The organism is Sorangium aterium, assembly GCF_028368935.1.
Lineage (GTDB): Bacteria > Myxococcota_A > Polyangia > Polyangiales > Polyangiaceae > Sorangium > Sorangium atrum.
In genome coordinates this window covers 68,460-85,657 of record NZ_JAQNDK010000002.1, presented here as the reverse complement: position 1 = coordinate 85,657, position 17,198 = coordinate 68,460, and the positions used below count along the sequence as shown (strand labels likewise).

Below are 17,198 nucleotides of genomic sequence, written 5' to 3'. Positions count from 1 at the left end.
CACGGCGGGCGTCCGATCGGGCGTCACGAGAGAGCGCCACGACGAGCGAGGCGCGAACACGTCCGGTATTTCACGAGCGGGAGCTTCGGCGGAGGAATCGAAGCCGCAAGCCGGGCCAGCTTCTGTCCGCGCAGCTCGGCGAGGACGGCGAAGAAGGCGGAGGGAAGGGCTTCACGGGGCGCTCGGCGCGCAGGAGACCTCGACAATCACTGAATCCTCTGGGGACACGTTCGCGACGAAGAGACGCCCATCGGCTGAAGGAATCAGCCTACCCGTGAAATCTCCCTCGAGCGGCAAAAGCTCCGTGCCGCGCCGCTCCGCGAAGCGGAGCCCCGTCTGGCTCTGGGCCGAAACCAACGGAACATCGCCGCCGAGCGCCCATCCGTACGACACGCCCTCGGGAGGCTCCGGGAGCGTGGCAACGAGATCGAGCGCGCCGCCGCTCACGCGGTAGACGTCCCGCGCGCTTCCGCGGGAGAAGGACGGAACGTCAAGCCCAGAGCTCACGAAAATGCCGCTCGGGTCCACCGAGACCCTCGGGCAGAGGATGTCGTCGATCCCCTCCAACGTCGCCTCCTGGACAACCTGGCCCTCGGCATCGAGCTCGAGCAGCCGGAGCTCACCCGTGTCCCCGTCGATGATCGTCGCGACCACGCCATGGGCCGTGCCCGTGAGGGCGAAACATCGGTAGAGCGGACGGTCGCCCGTCTCGAGCAGGTGGATCTCGTCACTCACCGGCTTCCCGTCCCTGTCGAGCAGGACAATACGGGGATCCCACTCCCCGCTATGCGCATTGCCGACGGCGGCGCGCTCCCCATCGAGGGACCCAGCCGATACGTTGGTCGATGAGATCCGGTCGAAGATCTCGAGGACGGCGGTGGGCTCCCCTAGAAGCTCGCCGCTTTCGTCGAGGACCTGCGAAAAGAAGTGGTTTGCGAAGCCAACGTACCCCGCGCCGATAGTGATCCGAATGGCCCGAGGCTCCGCCGCTGTCCCGACCGCAATCGGAGTGGGCATGAGCTCGTAGGAGAAGTTTGGGCTGAGCGGGATAGACACCGATCGCCATTCATCGCGCTCATTGCCGATGAGCCATTCTCTGGTTTCATCTGTGGCAACGGGCTCAGTGAATATCACAAATCCGTCCTGCACCCGACGGACTTCCCCAGAAAGCTCCGGACTCCTCGTGAGCCTCGTCACCTCCACACATTCGCCGGGCCCCGGAACCGGACGCGCTCCGCCCACCCCCGCTTGCCCTCCGAAGCCTCCGGACAGACCTTCTCCGCCCTGTCCACCGACCCCCGCCCCGCCGACACCCGCCCCGCCGACACCCGCCTCACCTGCCGCGTGCCCCCCGCTCCCCGGCGCCCCTCCCGAGGTCCCGTCGGCGCCGCCCGCTTGACACCCGAGCGCTGAAGCCATGGCGCAAACTACCGCCAAGGGCGCTCTGGAGCCCGTTTGCGCAGACGGCCAGAGGCCCAGTCCCCCTCGACAATGGTTCATGGTGCGACCCTAGCAGAGTCTCTGGGGGCATCACGGTCGGGAGCTCAAACTCGACGAAGCACGCGCAGGCCCAAGGCATTCTCAGGGATGGACGCCCTGTCGCGTCATGAACGGCCCTGCCCTCTGGGCGGTGTGGCGCCGCCTCCGCCGTCGCCCGGCTCTACCCGGGCTCCTCAGCGCCCATCGGCGCGGAGAGGCTCTGCCGCTGGCGGCCCGAGCCGTCGAAGGTCGCGCCGGTAGCCGAGCTCGTCGAGCGCCCGCCGTACGAAAAGCTCGGATTTGTGGGGCTTTCGACGCGGAGCTGACGGCGAACGGTCGAGCTTTCGCTTTCGGCCGCGCGCTCCGGCGCCCGGTGATAGAACGACCGCCGTGAATCCGCACGCGGACGCTGGCCCGGCGAGCAGCGACTACCTCGATCGCCTGATGCGTCGAGGGTCTTTCGAAGCCCTGTGGCCGCTCTTCGCCAAAGCCACGCGCCCCGCCAAAGAAATGACCGAGAGCTATTCGGCGCTCGAGCACCTGCGGCCCTTCATGTCCGGCGCGCCGTGCCGGGTCATCCACGTCGGCGACGGCGCCCACGCCCGCACCGGGGCGTTGTTCGCGCTGAAGACGGAGGCTGAAAACGTCAGCGTCGATCCGGTGCTCAACGAGCCGCTGGTCGAGGCCTGGCGCACCAAGTTCGGCATCCGCCGCTTCGCCTGGCAACGCGCCGACGTCTTCGCGGCCATCGAACGGCTCAACGCGCTGCCCGACATGCCGGTGCTCGTCACGTTCGTGCACGCCCACGTCCCCATCGACGATGTCCTCGCCCGGCTGCGCTGGAACGTCGCGTACACGCTCGCCTGCTGCCAGCCAGGTCATCAGCTGAGCCAGCAGCACGACGTGCTCGCGAGCGGCGAGGACCCGTACGTGTTATCCAGCGGACGGCGCTTCCAGGTGCTCGCCCCGCGCGCGTGAGCGCGGGACGCCGTCTTTCTGGGATACGGCTTGTCAACTCTGCCGCACCGGGCCGCCCCGCGCCAGCGCGAGCGCCGCTCCGAGGAGGCCGAGGAGCACCACCGAGATCACGATCTGCGCGGGCAGGCCCGCGATCATGCCCTGTCCGGCGCGCTCCGGGTCCACGAAGGCGGCGCCGGGGAACAGGATGCTGCCCATCTGCGTGAGCCAATAGAGCGCCCCGAACACCACCGCGACGCGCAGGCTGGCGCGGGCGTCCGCGGCTCTTCGCCAGGCGAAGGCGATGGCGCAGGCGCCGAGGGCCGTGCCGAGGAGCATGGTCTGGGCGTTGTGGAACTTGGCGTGCGGCGGCCACCTTGGATTGTAGATGTGCGTCTCGTTCCAGTCGGCGAGGTACGGCCCGGCGAGCGTCGCGAGGGCGACCACCGTGACGAGGATCCTGGACGCGAGGGGCGTCGGCGAGCGGGCGTCTTCCGTGGGCATGGCGGCAGCGTAGGCAGGCGCTGCCGCCGCGTCTGCACAGAAGGTGACGCACGGCCCGCTCGACGTGGCGCGACGTTGGGAACAACCCCCCATCGAGCAGCCGTCCGCAGGGCAAGACCGAGATCAGGGTCGGCTCGGCGCACGAGCGATGGGCCGCGCCTCGATCGTCCGGTTGAGGTGGGCGAGAACGGCGACGATCCCCTTGCGCCCCGAGATGTCGGCGACGATCGCGCAAAGGCCGCCACAGGGGATGACAAAACCGTCCGCTCGTTCGACTCGACACCGCAGATCTGCCCACGACGAGCGAGCGCGCCGCCCCGCACGGGTGACGCGGGGATCACCCCGTGTCCTCACCAGCTCGCGTTTGCCGCGGAGGAGGCCGGCTGTCATGGTGGACCCCGGGTTCAAAGGTGACGTCGAGCGAACCAGCCGTCGAGATACGATATGGACTTCCAGAGCGCGCAAGCACCTGACTACCAGGCCTTCGTGGAACACCTCGCAGGGGCGAGTCTCGAAGAGGACCTCAAGGAGATCTTCCGACGCAATATCCCGAGCGACGACGCCCTCGCCGGCGGTCTGCTCGAGACAATCCCCGGGAGGTACGATCCCAAGATCGCGGCGCTCCTCGCCTCGGCGGCCGCGTGGGCGTACTCGGACGCCGACTCCATGGCCAGGATGCTGCGCGTCCGCGGTCTCCCCAACAACAGGACCGTGGCCATCCACTGGAACAACGAAGGTGTCTTGTTGGATACCACCGCGCACGTCGTCCAGAGCGGGACCGGGAAGGTCGTAATCCTCTGCTTCAGCGGGACGCGATTGACCAACCTCGTGCAGGTGCTGGCGTCGGCGGACATGCGGTGGGACCCCTTCTTCTCCGCGGGATTGGTGCACGGCGGCTTCTTCCGCGCGTTCCTGGCGCTCTGGCCTTCTCTCAAGATCCTCCTCGAGGGCGCCATGCAGGGACACTCCATCTGCGACATGATACGGATCGACGCCGCCGGGCATCGCTGCCATACGCGCTTCGACGAGGATGGCGCCGCGGGCACCGCGCCGTACGGCTCTCGGCCGGAGGGCGGTGGGGCGCTGGAGACGCTCTACATCACCGGGCATAGCTTCGGCGCAGCGCTCGCGGTCCTGGCCGCCGCGGCGATCCATACGGAGTCTGCCCTCGTCGCGCTCAAGGAGAAGCTCGGCGGCGTCTACACGTTCGGGCAGCCGATGGTCGGCGACGAGGTGTTCGCCGCCAATTTCTCCAAGATCTTCGGGGACCGCCTGTTCCGGCACGTCCAGAGGAACGACGTGATCCCCCGCCTGCCAGGGCGGATGAATGGACGGTTCGCCCATTTCGGATACGAGTATCGCGCGTCGGCCACGGGCTGGAAGCTGGCGGGCAAGGGCGCGACGCCACGCCAGACGATGTTCGGGGGGATCGCCACGCTGATCGGGATGCTGGGCTGGCTCTCAAATCTGCCAGTGCCTTATTCGATGGAGGATCACTTGCCGCTCCAGTACCTGCGCACCTCGATGCGCTCCGCCCCTGGCTCCGAGTTCCTCCCCTGAACGGTTGCCGCCGAGAGAGGCCACATGGATTACGAGAGCGCCAAGGCACGCGACTACACGTTCTTCACGGAGCACTTCAAGCGGCTGGGCCCGAGGGCGCAGAGGGATCTCGAGGACGTTCTCAAGGCGGAGCTCCCCCACGACGAGAGGCTCGTCCGCTACCTGGTGGACGTGCTGCCGGGGAAGTACGATCAGAAGGCCGCGGCCGTGCTCTCGGCCGCGTCCACCTGGGCCTACTCGGACGCGGACGTCATGGCCCGGATGCTGCGCCTCCGCGGCTTCACCAACAACGAGACCATCTCCATGCGTCTCAGGAACAACGCGCTCCTGCTGGACACCACCGTCCACATCAGTCAAAGCCGCGATGCCGAGCTGGTGTTCGTGTGCTTCGGGGGGACGGACCCGAACAATATCATCCACCTTCTCCTCGATGCGAGCGCGAAGACCGACTCGTACTTCTCCACCGGGGAGGTGCACGGCGGCTTCTTCCGCGCGTTCCTGGCCCTCTGGCCCCTTGTGAGGATCCTGCTGCGGGGAGCGCTGCTCGGGTATCCTATTGGCCTCCTGGCGGAGCTCAACAGGGTCGGCCACGGCGTCGCCCTGGCGCAGCCCGAGACGGGGTCAGGGACTACGGTCCCCTGCCTGGCGCCATCGGGCTCCGTGACGCGCGCACCCGAGGCGCGGCCAGCGTCGCCGATGGGCGAGATCCCGGAGGCGTCCGAGGAGAAGCTGAAGGCGCTGTACATCGGCGGGCACAGCCTGGGCGGCGCACTCGCGGTCCTGGCCGCCGCGGAGATCCACCGGGATCCCCTCCTCGCTCCCCTCCAGAGGAAGGTCCGCGGTATCTACACCTTCGGCCAGCCCATGGTTGGCGATGCGGTGTTCGCCCAGACGTGCGACGATCGGTTCGGAGAGAAGCTCTTCCGGCACGTCTACCGGCGCGACGTCGTACCCCAGTTCCCGCCGATCACGATGGGGAGGTTCGCGCACTCCGGGCAGCTCTACACCGCGCCGCCTCTCGACACCGGCTGGGCTCTGCAGCGCGCGCAGGCGAGCGCGAACGGGCTGCTTACGGGCAGCGAGCAAGCCCTCGCAGGGACAGCGGCGCTGGCGCTGGGGGCCATCGCCTGGCTCAAGGACCAATTCCCCCTCTTCTCGTGGCTGCCCCTGCCGTACTCGCTGGGGGATCACTCCCCGCTCAACTACCTCCGCACATCCCTCCAGGTCGTCCCTGGCTCCGAGTTCCGCCCTTGAGCAGCGCGGTGCCAGCATGGCGTAGACACCGTCGCATAGCCGAGTGAGCCCGTCGGATCTGTTGGTTTTACAGGCGGATCAACGGATCTGTGCTCGCAGGATTGACCTTGCGGGCGCCATGTTTCTATGATGTTTTCTCCCCGGCGGCGGTTCACCCCGCTTTCGCGATCGTCAGCCGGTGATGGTATAGGGCCTTATCCATGATCTCCCGTCGCGCCGTGATCGCCGCAGCCGGCCTGTTCTCCGCCGGCGCGCTCGCCCCGCGCCTGGCCCGCGCGGCGGGGCGCGTCCCCGCGCCCCTCCCGGCGTTTCCCCTCTCGATCGCGGTGACGGAGGAGGAGGCGGGGAAGCCCGTGCGCGACGACGCCTGGATCGACGCGCAGATCGCCGAGGCGGTCCGGCTGTTCGAGCCCGCCGGTGTGGCCCTGCGCAAGGTCGGCTCGCGCGCGCTCGCCCCGCGGTTCTCGCGGATCGAGACGCGCGAGGACCGGGACGCGCTCGCCTCGGCGATCGAGGCGCGCCGGATCAACGTGATGGTGGTCGCGTCGCTGCGGGACGTCGACGATCCGCGGCGCTTCCGGATGGGCGTGCACTGGCGGCACCGGCCGACGCCGGAGCGGCGCTTCGTCATCCTCGCGGCGAACGCGCGGCCCACCGTGCTCGCGCACGAGCTCGGGCACTTCTTCGGGCTCGGGCACAGCGGCGTCGACGACAACGTCATGAGCTACGCGCGCACCGGAGCGCCCGTCTCCTTCGACGCGGCGCAGATCGCGAAGATCCGGTCCGCCGCGCGCGGGTACGCGTCGAGCAAGGCGTTCGAGCCCGCGTAGGACGGGACCTCCGGGGCTCCTCCGTGCCCCGCCGCTCAGCCCCCTCCGACGCGGGACGCCGAGGGGTGGCGCGGGGTCGGGCGTCGGTTGGCGTCGATTGGCGTCGATGTCGCGAGCATGCCTACTCATCGCGAACCCTCCGACACGCGCAGGACTGGCCTGGATTTCGGCTCGATTCGAAGAGGACGCGAGACCCGTCACGCGCTCGTTCGAATTCACGAGCGACCCGAGTAAACTGTGCGGGAATGTTCGACCTATCGAAGCTCGTGGCGCTGCGCATCGCGGGGGTGTTCGTGTTGGCCTCGCTCGGGGGCTGCTCCAGCGAGGCGCGCGATGACGCGAAAGTGCCTGCGCCTACGGCAACGGCTACGCCTACGCCTGCGCCGAAGTCGTTGGCCGTCGTGTTCACGCCGAAGGGAGGCACCTTCCAGGCGTCCGAACCCGTGGAGCTCACGGTCGAGGACAAGCGCGCTGTGGTGCATTTCACGACCGACGGCTCGCTGCCCACCGCGAGCTCGCCTGTCTACGCCGAGCCGCTCGTGCTCACCGCGTCCACGCGGGTGCGCGCCCTCGCCGTCGTCCCTCACGACGCGTCTTCCGGGGAGGGGGGCAACGGGGGCAACGGGGGCAACGGGGGCAACGGGGGCAACGGGGGCAACGGGGGCAACGGGGGCAACGGGGGCGAGGGCAGCGACGGGGCCGACCTCCTCGGGCCGATCGCGACGGAGGCGTATTTCAAGGTCGACGCCGATAGCGCGGAGTTCAGCTCGGAGCTGCCGATCGTCGTGATCCACACCTTCGAGTCGAAGGAGCTCGACCCGCTCGGAACCGAGTTCGTCCCGGCCACGTTCATGCTGCTCGAGCCCAAAGCTGGGCAAACCAAGCTCCTGGGCCGCGCGAGCTTCGATAGCCGCATCGGCATCCACGTCCGCGGCGCGACGTCTCGCGAGTTTCCGAAGAAGCAATACTCCGTCGAATTTCGCGACGACGCTCTGGACACGGATCTCGACCGGGCGCTCCTGGGGATGCCGGCGGACTCCGACTGGGTGCTGAGCGATCCGGTGAGCCTCGACCGCTCGCTGATCCGCAACGCGCTCGCCTTCGAGATGAGCAACCGCATCGGCCGGTACGCGCCGCGTACGAGCTTCGTCGAGGTGTTTCTCGTCGACTCGGGGGCCGACGTGGGGAAGGAGAGCTTCCTCGGGTTCTACACGGCGATCGAGAAGATCAAGCGCGGTAAGGATCGCATCCCGGTGGCCAAGCTCTCGGCCGGCGACCTCACGGAGCCGGACGTGACCGGCGGCTTCATCTTGCGCGTCGACAAGGGCGACGATCAATTCAAGGCCGGCGGCCTGGACCTCCAGTTCGTGTACCCCGATCCGGAGGAGATCCTGGAGCGCGCGCGAAAGCCGCAGCTCGACTACATTCGCCGTTACATCGACGACTTCGGCGAGGCCGTCAACGCGGATGACTTCAAGCAGCCCAGCAGCGGCAAACACTATTCGAGCTTCATCGATCAAGACGCCTTCATCGACCACAACATCATCGGCGCCCTGACGAAGAACGTCGATGCCCTGCGGATCAGCACGTACTTCTTCAAAGATCGACAGGGCCTGCTCTCGGCCGGCCCCGTGTGGGACTTCGACCGGAGCCTCGGAACGCCCTACGACGAACGCGCGTTCGAGCCGGAAGAGTGGAAGCTCGAGGGCTCCGACGGGACCGACTACTTCACGGAGGGCTGGTGGGGGCCGCTGTTCCGCGATCCGGCGTTCAAGGCGCGGTACAAGGCGCGATTCTTGGCGCTGCTCGAGGGCGAGCTCGCGCCCGACGAGCTCGACGCCATGGTGGACGGCCTGGTGCGCAAGGCGGGAGCTCCGGCCGTGGAGAGAAACTTCGCGCGCTGGCCGGATTCCCCGCCTCTCGATGGGTCCTACGACGCCGAGATCAGCCTGCTCAAGGACTTTCTCCGCAGGCGGGCGAGCTGGATTCGCGACGAGCTCATGACGTGGTGAACGTGCGTTTCATGAGCACGGCCGAGCTTTCATCGCGTACACGGCCGGCATGAGGTAGGGTCATGCCTGCGTTCGATGAGCAACGACAACGAGAAATGGATGCGCCTCGCGATCGAGGAGGCCGAGCGGGCGCGCGGAGGAACGGGCGACAACCCTTGGGTCGGCTGCGCGATCGTGAGCGCCGCCGGGGAGCTCCTCGGCAGCGGGCATACCCTGGGGCCGGGTGAAGATCACGCGGAGATCGCCGCGGCACGCGCGGCGCACGCGCGCGGGTTCAGCGTGGTCGGAGCGACGCTGGTTTCGACCCTCGAGCCCTGCTCGTTCCACGGCCGCACGCCGGCGTGCTCGCGATCGATCATCGAGCGCGGCGTGGCCCGCGTCGTGATCGGGATGAACGACCCGAACCCGCGCGTCGACGGCGAAGGCGTTCGCATCCTGCGCGAAGGGGGCGTCGAGGTCGTCGAGGGCGTATGCGAAGCGGAAATCCGCAGGCAGCTCGGGGGTTGGGTGCTCGATCACCATCCTCACGAGCCGCTGCGGCGCGCGCTGACCTTTCCGGCATCGGACCGCGTCCCGCGGCTCGCGGAGATCTACGGCGTCGATCAGTCCCGGATCGAGGCGCTGCTCGCAAAGCGTTAAGGACCGCACAGAGATGGCTTCGCCGAAGTACTGGGCGCGCTCGCGGATCGAGTAGAGCAGGCTCGTGACGCTCCGCGCTTCCCCGAAGGCGCTTCTGTCGATGGCGGCGCTCGCGCTCCTCGGCGCCGCTGCGCTCGCGTCGTGGCGCCCCGCGCCGAGCGCGCCCGCTCCTCCGGAGCCCCCGCCACCCGCTCCCGCGACGCTTTCCCCCACGGAGGGCCCGGCGGCCGGCGCCCCCGTCCAGCCCGAGGTGATGACCGTCGAGGGCGAGGACTACCGCGTCCATGTCATCGCGTTCCGCCTCGCGAACGCCCATTTCGAGGTCGTCGACGTCGAGATGTCGCGCGACGTCGCGGGGGTGCTCGAACGCACCCGCGCGTCGTTCGTCATCAACGGTGGCTTTTTCGATCGACAGAGGAGACCCGAGGGGCTCGTCGTGGTCGATGGCCGGGAGCTCGCGCCGCTCGCGCCCTCGCTCGGGGGCGGCGTGCTGGTGGTCTCCGGCGGCCGCGCCGCCCTGCACGACGCCGCCGGGTTCGTCCTTTCGCCCGGCGCTCACCTCGCGGTGCAGGGGCTGCCCCGGCTGGTGGTCTCCGGCAGCCGGAACGTGCGCAGCGACGGCGGCCCGCGGGCGGAGCGGACGGCGCTGTGCGTGCTCGACAGGGGGCGGCGCATGGAGGCCATCGTCGCGCGCGGGGACCGGGCGCAGAGCGGGCCTACGCTGGGGCTGCTCGCCGACATGCTGGTGGCGCGCGGATGCGAGCAGGCCCTCAACCTGGACGGCGGACCCTCGACCGGCGTGGCGTGGCGCGAGGACGGCGGCGCGCGCGAGATGGCGCCGCGGGGGCCGATCCGGCACGCCATCGCGGTGCGGCTGGATCCCTGACAGAGGAATGCGGTTCTGAGGCCGGAGTGGACCGCTTGCGTCCTCTGCAGCGCGACGGCCGGAGGTTAGAACCTGGCCTCTTCTCTCGACGCAATCACGGCTCTTCGAGCCGCGAGCGGACGACCTCGCCGTCGAGCGTCGTGCCGTCGGCCTCGATATAGAGGTGATCGCCCACGATCGTGACCGCCCATTGACGCCGCAACCCCGTGTTCTCCGCGAGCGCGGCGACGAGGCGGTGGTCGACGGTGGAGAGCGAGATCGCGCCCGTGACCTTGCTTGCGCGCGAGGCGGCCTCACGCGCGCCGGACACGAGCTCCTCGCGCCGGCGCGCGTCCGAGAAGAGCGCGTGAACGGCCACGCCCGCGTTGTGCTGGACGACTCTCTTGAGCTTCTCGAACGGCGCCGCGCCGCACTCGATCCAGGTGAGGATGCGGCCCGCGGGATCGCGCGTCCAGAGGTCTGCCCCCTCGGCGTCGGCGAGCCCCGGGCCGAAGGCGAGGCCCTCTTCGTGAAAGAGGCAATACGCGAGCACCCGCAGCATGACGTGCTCGGCGCTCTCCGACGGGTGGCGGGCCACGATCACCCGCTCGCTCGCCTCGCGGCCGCGATCGACGTGGGAGAGGTCGATGCGGAAGTCCATTCGCGTCGAGGGGAGTGCCATCGATGCTCCTGCTAGCCTCGATGCGCCGCGCCGCTGTCGCCCGACGCGGCTTCGGGCAGCGCCGCTGCCTCTTCTTGTTGCTCCCGCCGCAGGTGGGCGTCGAGCACGAACGGGCCGAAGGGGATCAGCGACGCGAGGAGCGCACGGAGCCCCTGCCCCACCGACCAGCGCCCGGCGGCCACCGCCTCGATCACGCCGAACACGTAGAGCACGAACAAGAGTCCGTGCACCATACCGACGACGCGGACCGCTGCCGGAAGGCCTGCGAAGTACTTGAGCGGCATCGCGACCCCGAGGAGGAGGAGAAACGACGCTCCCTCGCCCAAGGCGACGAGACGGAACCTTCCGACCGCTGTGTTCAACATCGATGACCTCCGAAGCGCGCCGCTGTTCGCATCGCGCACGACCCGCGCTCCAGCCGGATACCACGCGAGCGAAGGAGAGGCCATCTGGAACGTGTTTCACCCCTCGCCGGGCGACGGCAAAGCGCCTCCGACGCGCCCGGCTGCGCGACCTCGATCGGCAGGCGCGGGAACCAGCAGGATCGACCTTGGGGACGCCACGTTCCGATGATGCCTTCTCGCTGACAGCCTCTCGCTCAGGGCACCGTCGTGTTGAGGAGGAGCTGATTCGCCTGGCTGTAATTCCCCAGCATGAGATCCAGGTCCCCGTCGCCATCCATGTCGCCGACGTCCCCGTCCGCCGTCAAGAGGAGGGTCTGGGTGAGCCAGGGGGCGTCGATCTGGGCGAAGTAGCCGCCGGAGTTCCTGTACAGCGAGTGCTTGCGCGATGACATCGAGGGGATGTCGCCCCGCAGCATGACGATGTCCACGTCGCCGTCCATGTCGAAGTCGCCGAGCTCGACCTCGCGAGCGTCGGCGTCGTAGGCGTGCATGCTGATCCGGCTCGCCGTCACGTTGACGAAGTACCCGGTCCCGTTGTTGTAGAGCAGGACAGTCTGACTTCCGCCTGCGGGGGCGAAGACCAGATCCAGGTCCCCATCGGAGTTGAGGTCCGCAGCCTCGACGTCGACCGACCCGAACGTCGTCACCGGCGAACTAGCGCTCAGACGACCGTTGGCGTTGACGAACGGGCCTCCCTGGGTGTTGCGCAAGAACATGGTCGTGGTGCCGGCCAGGATGAGCTCGGGGTAGATGGCGAGACGGATCGCGAGGCAATCCGCCTGCTGGGCCGGCGTCACCGCGCCGCTCGCCACGAGCCCGGCGACCGATCGCTTGGGATCGGAGCAGATCCCACACAGGGCAGCAGGGCGGCCAGCGCACGCGGAAGCGTTGACGTCCGCGATCTCCACGCACAGCGCCTTCTCCACCGTGATGCCCTGCGTCGCGGCGCCGAGCCAGAAGCTGCTCTGGTCGGTGAACACGCCGTTGCCCCCGTTGATGAGCAGCGTCGAGTTGCCCGGCGCGACGTTCCCGAAGAACGCGTCGAGATCGCCGTCGGCGTCCACGTCGCAGAGCTCGACCGCGCGATCCGACATCGTTGTCGATGGCAGGCGCCCGGTCGTGGCCACCGTGAAAGTGCCGCCGGAGTTGAGGTACAGGGCGGCCTGCTTCGACGCCGTCGTGCCCGTGGCGGAGTAAGCTGCCGCGATGAGGTCCATGTCGCCGTCACCGTCCACATCGCCGGAATCCACGTCGGTGTGCTTGACCAGCACGCTGGGGAATTGCAGCGCCGTGACGTCCACGAGGTGGCCGCCGTCGTTCCTGAGCAGGCGCGGCTGCATGAGAGCGGCCGAGTAGGGCGCGATGAACACGTCGAGATCACCGTCGTTGTCAATGTCGATCAGGTCGATGTCGCTGGTCGCGGTCGTCGTGCCCAGCGGGACGCGCCCCACCGTGCCGTCGGTGAACAGCGGCTGCGGAGGCAGCGGGGCGGTGAGCGCGGCGTGCGCGTCGACGATGCCGCCGGTGCGGGTGAGGCCGGCGAACGCGGGCAGCGGCGCGGCGGTCTGCTCGATCATCTTCACCACGCGCACGGGGTCGCCGCGCAGCTCGCTGTGCTGGGACAGGAGCAGCCCGGCAACGCCGCTGACCATCGGGGCGGCGAGGGACGTGCCGTTGGCGCCGAGGAAGGTGTTCGTGCCAGGCGCCGCGACCGAGACCGTCTTCGCGCCATAGTCGGACGACTGGCCGCCCGGCCAGACGGAGCGATTGCCGGACTGGTCGCTCGCCGCGACCACGATCTTGTTGGGCAGCCCGAGATGAGCGGGAAAGTTGGCGAGGAGCGGATTTCCAAACGAATCGACCGTGTCGAGGTTGGTCCCCCCGTTTCCCGCGCCGGTCACGAACAAGAGGTGAGACACGCCGAGGTCCCAGACGGCCTCCGTCATTTCTCGAAGGGCGTCCTCGGGAGTGTACGAGATGCCCGTCCAGCTGTTGAAGCTGCCGCCGAACGAGCTGTTGACGATGTGCGCGCCGTTGCGCGCGGCGTACTGGTACGCCTCGAGGATGGCATCGTACGTCGGGGCGGCGACGGTCGTCGGTGTGCCGTTCACGATGCGCGTCACCAGGCGCCCGTTGCCCAGGGGCATGATCTTGACCCGCTGCATCACGCCGGTGTAACCGGTGCAGTCGTCTCCGATCTCGCCGAGGGCCCCCGCCACGATGTCTCCGTGCGTGTTTCCGGTGTCCACGGGCGACGGGTCGTTCGGCCTGAGCGGGCTGCCGCCGAGGTCGTGTCCCGGGCGCGCGAACTGGAAGCCGCGGCAGTCGTCTGGATAGCCGTTCTCGTCATCGTCTCGCGCGGCCCCGTCGCAGTCCTGTCCTTCGGGCGCGCCCAGCAGCGCGCCCGGGGGCAGGGCGTTGCAGGCGACGCCGCCGGGGCCGATCTCGTCGGCGATCGAGCCGTCGCCGTCGTCGTCCAGGTGGTTCGTGTAGATGCGCGCTACGTCGGGATCGAGCAGATCCGCCGCGCCGTCGCCGTCGTCGTCCACTCCGCAGGCGCCGGGGCAGCCGTCGCCGTTCAGGTCCGACCGCGGGCAGGTCCCGCCCGTCGTGAGCGGCATGCAGTCGCTGCTGCACGGGGGCGCGGCGCAGCACTCGTCCGCGTTGAGGTAGATGTTGTCGACCAGCGGATGAGGGCCCGGGCCGCTGCAATTGTCCGTGCCGTAGTACGCCGCCTGATAGTAAATCACGCCGCTGTCGACCACCGCGACGACGACATCGTGGGATCCTCGCTGGATATCCCAGGCGGCGTCCACGTTCATCGCCTCGATGTACCAGTTTTGGGTATGATAGTATGGATCGTTCGGCGCGTAGGTCGGCACGGCGATCAGGTTGGGCAGGACGAGCCGCACCGGCTCGCCGCCCGCGAGGAGCGCCGAGAGCGCCTCTTTCTCCGTCCCCTTCGGCACGGTGACCACGCCCATGTCCGGCGTGATCTGCCGCGCGAGCGCGCCCTGCACACCGGAGAGGACGCTCCCGCGCTCCTCCGCCGACGTGCCGGAGCTGAACTTCACGATGAGCTCGCCCGGCACCATGGACGCCAGGGACACGACCACGATGTCAGAAGCGCTCTCGTTGCCGTCGATGTCGGTCGCGACGACGTGGACCCGGTTGGGCGTCAGGAACTCACCCGGGTCGTTCCGGAGCGGCAGGTCGATGGAGAACTCTCCTGCCGGCGTGAGCGCCGACGCCTGCGCTGGCGCATCGCCGACGCTGACGCTGACCGATCGCGCCAGCGTGTTGTCCTCGACGCGGCCTCGGAGGGTGAATGTCCCCTGAGCCACGATGTCCCCCTTCGCCGAGGACCTCGCGTAGTCCTCGGCGACGCGGAGCCTCGGGGCCTCGTCCGTCGCGCCGAGGCGGATGGCGTCGAGCCGGCAAGGGCCGTCGGCGCCCTGCGGGAGATCGAGCGCGATCTTGAGCCGCAGGTCGTCGTACTCTGTCTGGAGCGCCGCCACCAGCTCGGCAGGCAGCTCGAAATCGACGCGTGTGAACCGACCTGCCGCTCCCCGGGGGAGCGCGACCTCTTGGATGAACCGGCGCTCGATCCCCTGGGAGGGCAGCTCCACGAACAGGTGGACGTGCCCCAGCGGCTCCGCGCCGGGCGGCGCCTCCGGGAGCGACAGGCTGATGGAGAAGGTGGAGTGGACCGCCGCGAGGGTGCTGAGCGGCGCGCTCACCAGCTCGTGGTACCCGCTGCCGGGCACCTCGAGGCTCTTCTCGCCGTGCGCGCGCTGGTCGCTCGCCTGCGCGGCGCCGCCATCGAGCGTCCACGCGCTCGCGTCCTCGAACCCGAGGATGCTCTCGTTCGACGGTCGCGCCGCGCCGGCGCTCGGCGCGCCGCCCGGAGCGACGCTCGTGCCATCGCAGCTGCATATCAATGCTGCGACGGCGACCCATCGTCCACGTTTCATATCATTCTCTCGCTGATGCCCGAAGATTGAACCAAGATGGAAGTCGGCAGGTCCGCGATGGAGGGCATTCAGCGGGCGTGCTGCATGACGTGCCTGTCGCTGTCCTTTTGGACGCCGGCCCGCGTGACGGGCGTGCACCGGGCGCCAGGCAGGCATGGCAATGCTCATGCCCGCCGGTTCCGCACGCGCGGCCATGTGTTTCGGCCGGCTTCTCTCGCGAGGGCGGGCGTGAGGTGGCGCGATGTCACGGTGCGACGGCCCGCTGTCACGCGACAGTGTCACGTGACAGTGTCACGGGACAGGAGCCGGCCCGCCGCTCCGGCCCCCTCCACCTGGCGACGGCCGCTGTCGTCAACGCCGCATGGGATCTGTGGGCGAAGATCGCGGGCAAACCGCTCTGGAAGCTCCTCGTGGACATGACCCCGGAGGAGCTCGTCCGCTGCGTCAGCTTCCGCTACATCACGGATGTGTTGAGAGCTCTCACAGCGGCTCGATGCTCAGAAGATCGCCCGCCAGGTGATAAACGCGATAGTGGGCGCCGTGCGTCGTGAGCTCCCACGCTTTCTGCGAGACGACGAAGGCGACTCCGCCGATCGTGTAGCGCCATTGGCTCGGCATGCCGCCGCGGCCGTCGACGTGCACCTTTTGGAGCGGCCCCTGGGCGACCAGCGCGGGGCTCTGGGCGTACGCCTTGCGCCTCGCGCTGACCTTCCAGAACGTCAACAGCGCGCCGATACCGAGCAACCCGCCCAGCACGACGCCGCCCCCGCCGAGCGCGTAGAGCCCGTTCATGTCGGTGTCGGAGATCGGCTTCGAGTAATCGTCGTGGAGGTAGAGCGCACCTCCGACGCCCCCGGCGGCGACGAGTAACCCGAGCAGGAGCAAGAACACCCCGCAGCCGATGCCCGAGCTCTTGCCGCGCTTGGCCTGCGCCGGATGAAGGCGCCCTTGCCGGTTCATCTCGAGCTCTTCGAGCGTGAAGCCGTGGGCCGCTCCGAGGTCTCGGAGGTACGCCTGCCGCGGGTCGGAGGGCGAGGCCATCATGCGAACCTCGAGTGACCCAGGGCGACCAGGGCGTCAATGGGGGCTTCGAGCTCGGCGGGCTTCAGCGGCTGACCGCCGTAGGAGAGACAGAGCTCGCCGTTGTCATATGAGAGCCCGATCTGATTCATGGGCAGCTTGAGCAGCGCTGCCTTCACCGCCGAGTTCATGAGCGCACGAGAGAGGGCGGGCGAGTCGCTCCTGAGCGAAATCATGCGATCGAAGTTCGGGTCGCCCGTCGGCACCAGGTGGTACTGCGGGCCACCCGCGCCGCGCGTGATCTGGAGCGAGAAGCGATGCGGCGCCGGATACAACGAGCGCGCATAGAAGGCCGTGGAGGTGGTTCTGGTGTTGCCCACCATGCTCCAGGTGGAGATGACGCGGAGCGGCACGTTCTGCACGGCGCCGGTGAGCGACTTGGCGCGGCGCTGTGACGTGAGCGCGTTGCCCTCGTTCTGTTGATCGAAGGTCAGCCCGTACCTCGTCGCACAGTTCGGCCAGACCGCGTCCGTCGCGCGCGAGAGCTTGATCGCGCTCGCCACGATCGCGACCAGGACGAGGGCGCCCGCCCCGAGCCCCAACCATTGGAGAAGTTCATACGTGCTCATGTCGTGTTCGCTATCTCGGAAAGAGATTACTCGCCTTTGGAGAGGCGCGACAACGGGCCGCTCTCGCGCCGTCAAGAATTTCCCACCAACGAACGGCAGTTGACATAACGTGAAAATACAGATCCACTGATCCGCATACAAAAACCGAGAGATCCAACGAGCTCATTCGACCATGTAATATTTCTTACACCACGCTGAAAAAGACCCGAGCCGGGGTGTGCGATGGTCGGCCTGCGCGCCGGAGCAGCGGCGTTCCGGTGCCCGATGGATCTGGAGTTCCACCAGCTCGACCCCGAGAGCTGCGGCGTGAGCGTGGTCCCTTCGATGCATGGCCAGACTGTTGATATGGCGTTACTTTTTCAGGGGGTGTCGAATCGCATAGAAGGAAT

The 17,198-nt window shown here is 68.5% G+C and carries 14 protein-coding genes; 7 read left to right on the top strand and 7 right to left on the bottom strand.

Annotated features, from left to right (window positions below):
* Positions 1 to 171 precede the first annotated feature (171 nt).
* The gene (locus POL72_RS15215) at positions 172 to 1,197 is read right to left on the bottom strand and encodes a hypothetical protein (RefSeq protein WP_272096036.1); all 1,026 of its coding nucleotides are present in this window, start codon (positions 1,195 to 1,197) and stop codon (positions 172 to 174) included.
* A gap of 726 nt (positions 1,198 to 1,923) precedes the next feature.
* On the opposite strand from POL72_RS15215, the gene POL72_RS15210 reads away from it, so the two are divergent.
* Positions 1,924 to 2,457, top strand: coding sequence for a hypothetical protein (locus POL72_RS15210; protein ID WP_272096035.1), 534 nt, complete (start codon positions 1,924 to 1,926; stop codon positions 2,455 to 2,457).
* A 33-nt stretch (positions 2,458 to 2,490) separates the two neighbouring features.
* Here the strand turns inward: POL72_RS15210 and POL72_RS15205 are convergent, their stop codons facing one another.
* Complete coding sequence (locus POL72_RS15205) at positions 2,491 to 2,940, bottom strand: DUF6640 family protein (protein ID WP_272096034.1); 450 nt, start codon at positions 2,938 to 2,940, stop codon at positions 2,491 to 2,493.
* 444 nt (positions 2,941 to 3,384) lie between these two features.
* On the opposite strand from POL72_RS15205, the gene POL72_RS15200 reads away from it, so the two are divergent.
* The 6 genes from POL72_RS15200 (at position 3,385) to POL72_RS15175 (ending at position 10,121) form a co-directional block, all read left to right on the top strand.
* Entirely contained in the window at positions 3,385 to 4,500 is a 1,116-nt protein-coding gene (locus tag POL72_RS15200) for a lipase family protein (RefSeq protein WP_272096033.1), read from the top strand.
* A 24-nt stretch (positions 4,501 to 4,524) separates the two neighbouring features.
* Entirely contained in the window at positions 4,525 to 5,754 is a 1,230-nt protein-coding gene (locus POL72_RS15195) for a lipase family protein (RefSeq protein WP_272096032.1), read from the top strand.
* A gap of 200 nt (positions 5,755 to 5,954) precedes the next feature.
* Positions 5,955 to 6,584: a hypothetical protein gene (locus POL72_RS15190; RefSeq protein ID WP_272096031.1), complete on the top strand. Its 630-nt coding sequence runs from the start codon at positions 5,955 to 5,957 to the stop codon at positions 6,582 to 6,584.
* A 245-nt stretch (positions 6,585 to 6,829) separates the two neighbouring features.
* Positions 6,830 to 8,596: a CotH kinase family protein gene (locus tag POL72_RS15185; protein WP_272096030.1), complete on the top strand. Its 1,767-nt coding sequence runs from the start codon at positions 6,830 to 6,832 to the stop codon at positions 8,594 to 8,596.
* A 75-nt stretch (positions 8,597 to 8,671) separates the two neighbouring features.
* Complete coding sequence (locus tag POL72_RS15180) at positions 8,672 to 9,235, top strand: deaminase (RefSeq protein WP_272096029.1); 564 nt, start codon at positions 8,672 to 8,674, stop codon at positions 9,233 to 9,235.
* Between the two features lie 64 nt (positions 9,236 to 9,299).
* On the top strand, positions 9,300 to 10,121 hold the full coding sequence (locus POL72_RS15175) for a phosphodiester glycosidase family protein (RefSeq protein ID WP_272096027.1): 822 nt from the start codon (positions 9,300 to 9,302) through the stop codon (positions 10,119 to 10,121).
* Positions 10,122 to 10,215: 94 nt separating this feature from the next.
* Here the strand turns inward: POL72_RS15175 and POL72_RS15170 are convergent, their stop codons facing one another.
* The 5 genes from POL72_RS15170 to POL72_RS15150 all read right to left on the bottom strand — a co-directional run bounded on the left by POL72_RS15170 (position 10,216) and on the right by POL72_RS15150 (position 16,809).
* Entirely contained in the window at positions 10,216 to 10,782 is a 567-nt protein-coding gene (locus tag POL72_RS15170; protein ID WP_272096026.1) for a YaeQ family protein, read from the bottom strand.
* An 11-nt stretch (positions 10,783 to 10,793) separates the two neighbouring features.
* Positions 10,794 to 11,147: a DUF3817 domain-containing protein gene (locus tag POL72_RS15165; protein ID WP_272096024.1), complete on the bottom strand. Its 354-nt coding sequence runs from the start codon at positions 11,145 to 11,147 to the stop codon at positions 10,794 to 10,796.
* Positions 11,148 to 11,380: 233 nt separating this feature from the next.
* Positions 11,381 to 15,160 carry an FG-GAP-like repeat-containing protein gene (locus tag POL72_RS15160; RefSeq protein WP_272096022.1) on the bottom strand — a complete coding sequence of 1,260 codons (3,780 nt, stop codon included), beginning with the start codon at positions 15,158 to 15,160 and terminating at the stop codon, positions 11,381 to 11,383.
* Between the two features lie 480 nt (positions 15,161 to 15,640).
* A complete protein-coding gene (locus tag POL72_RS15155; protein WP_272096021.1) occupies positions 15,641 to 16,204 on the bottom strand; it encodes a hypothetical protein in 564 nt (187 codons plus the stop codon).
* Positions 16,201 to 16,809, bottom strand: coding sequence for a hypothetical protein (locus tag POL72_RS15150; protein ID WP_272096020.1), 609 nt, complete (start codon positions 16,807 to 16,809; stop codon positions 16,201 to 16,203). Before POL72_RS15150 ends, POL72_RS15155 begins: the two co-directional genes overlap by 4 nt.
* Positions 16,810 to 17,198 lie beyond the last annotated feature (389 nt).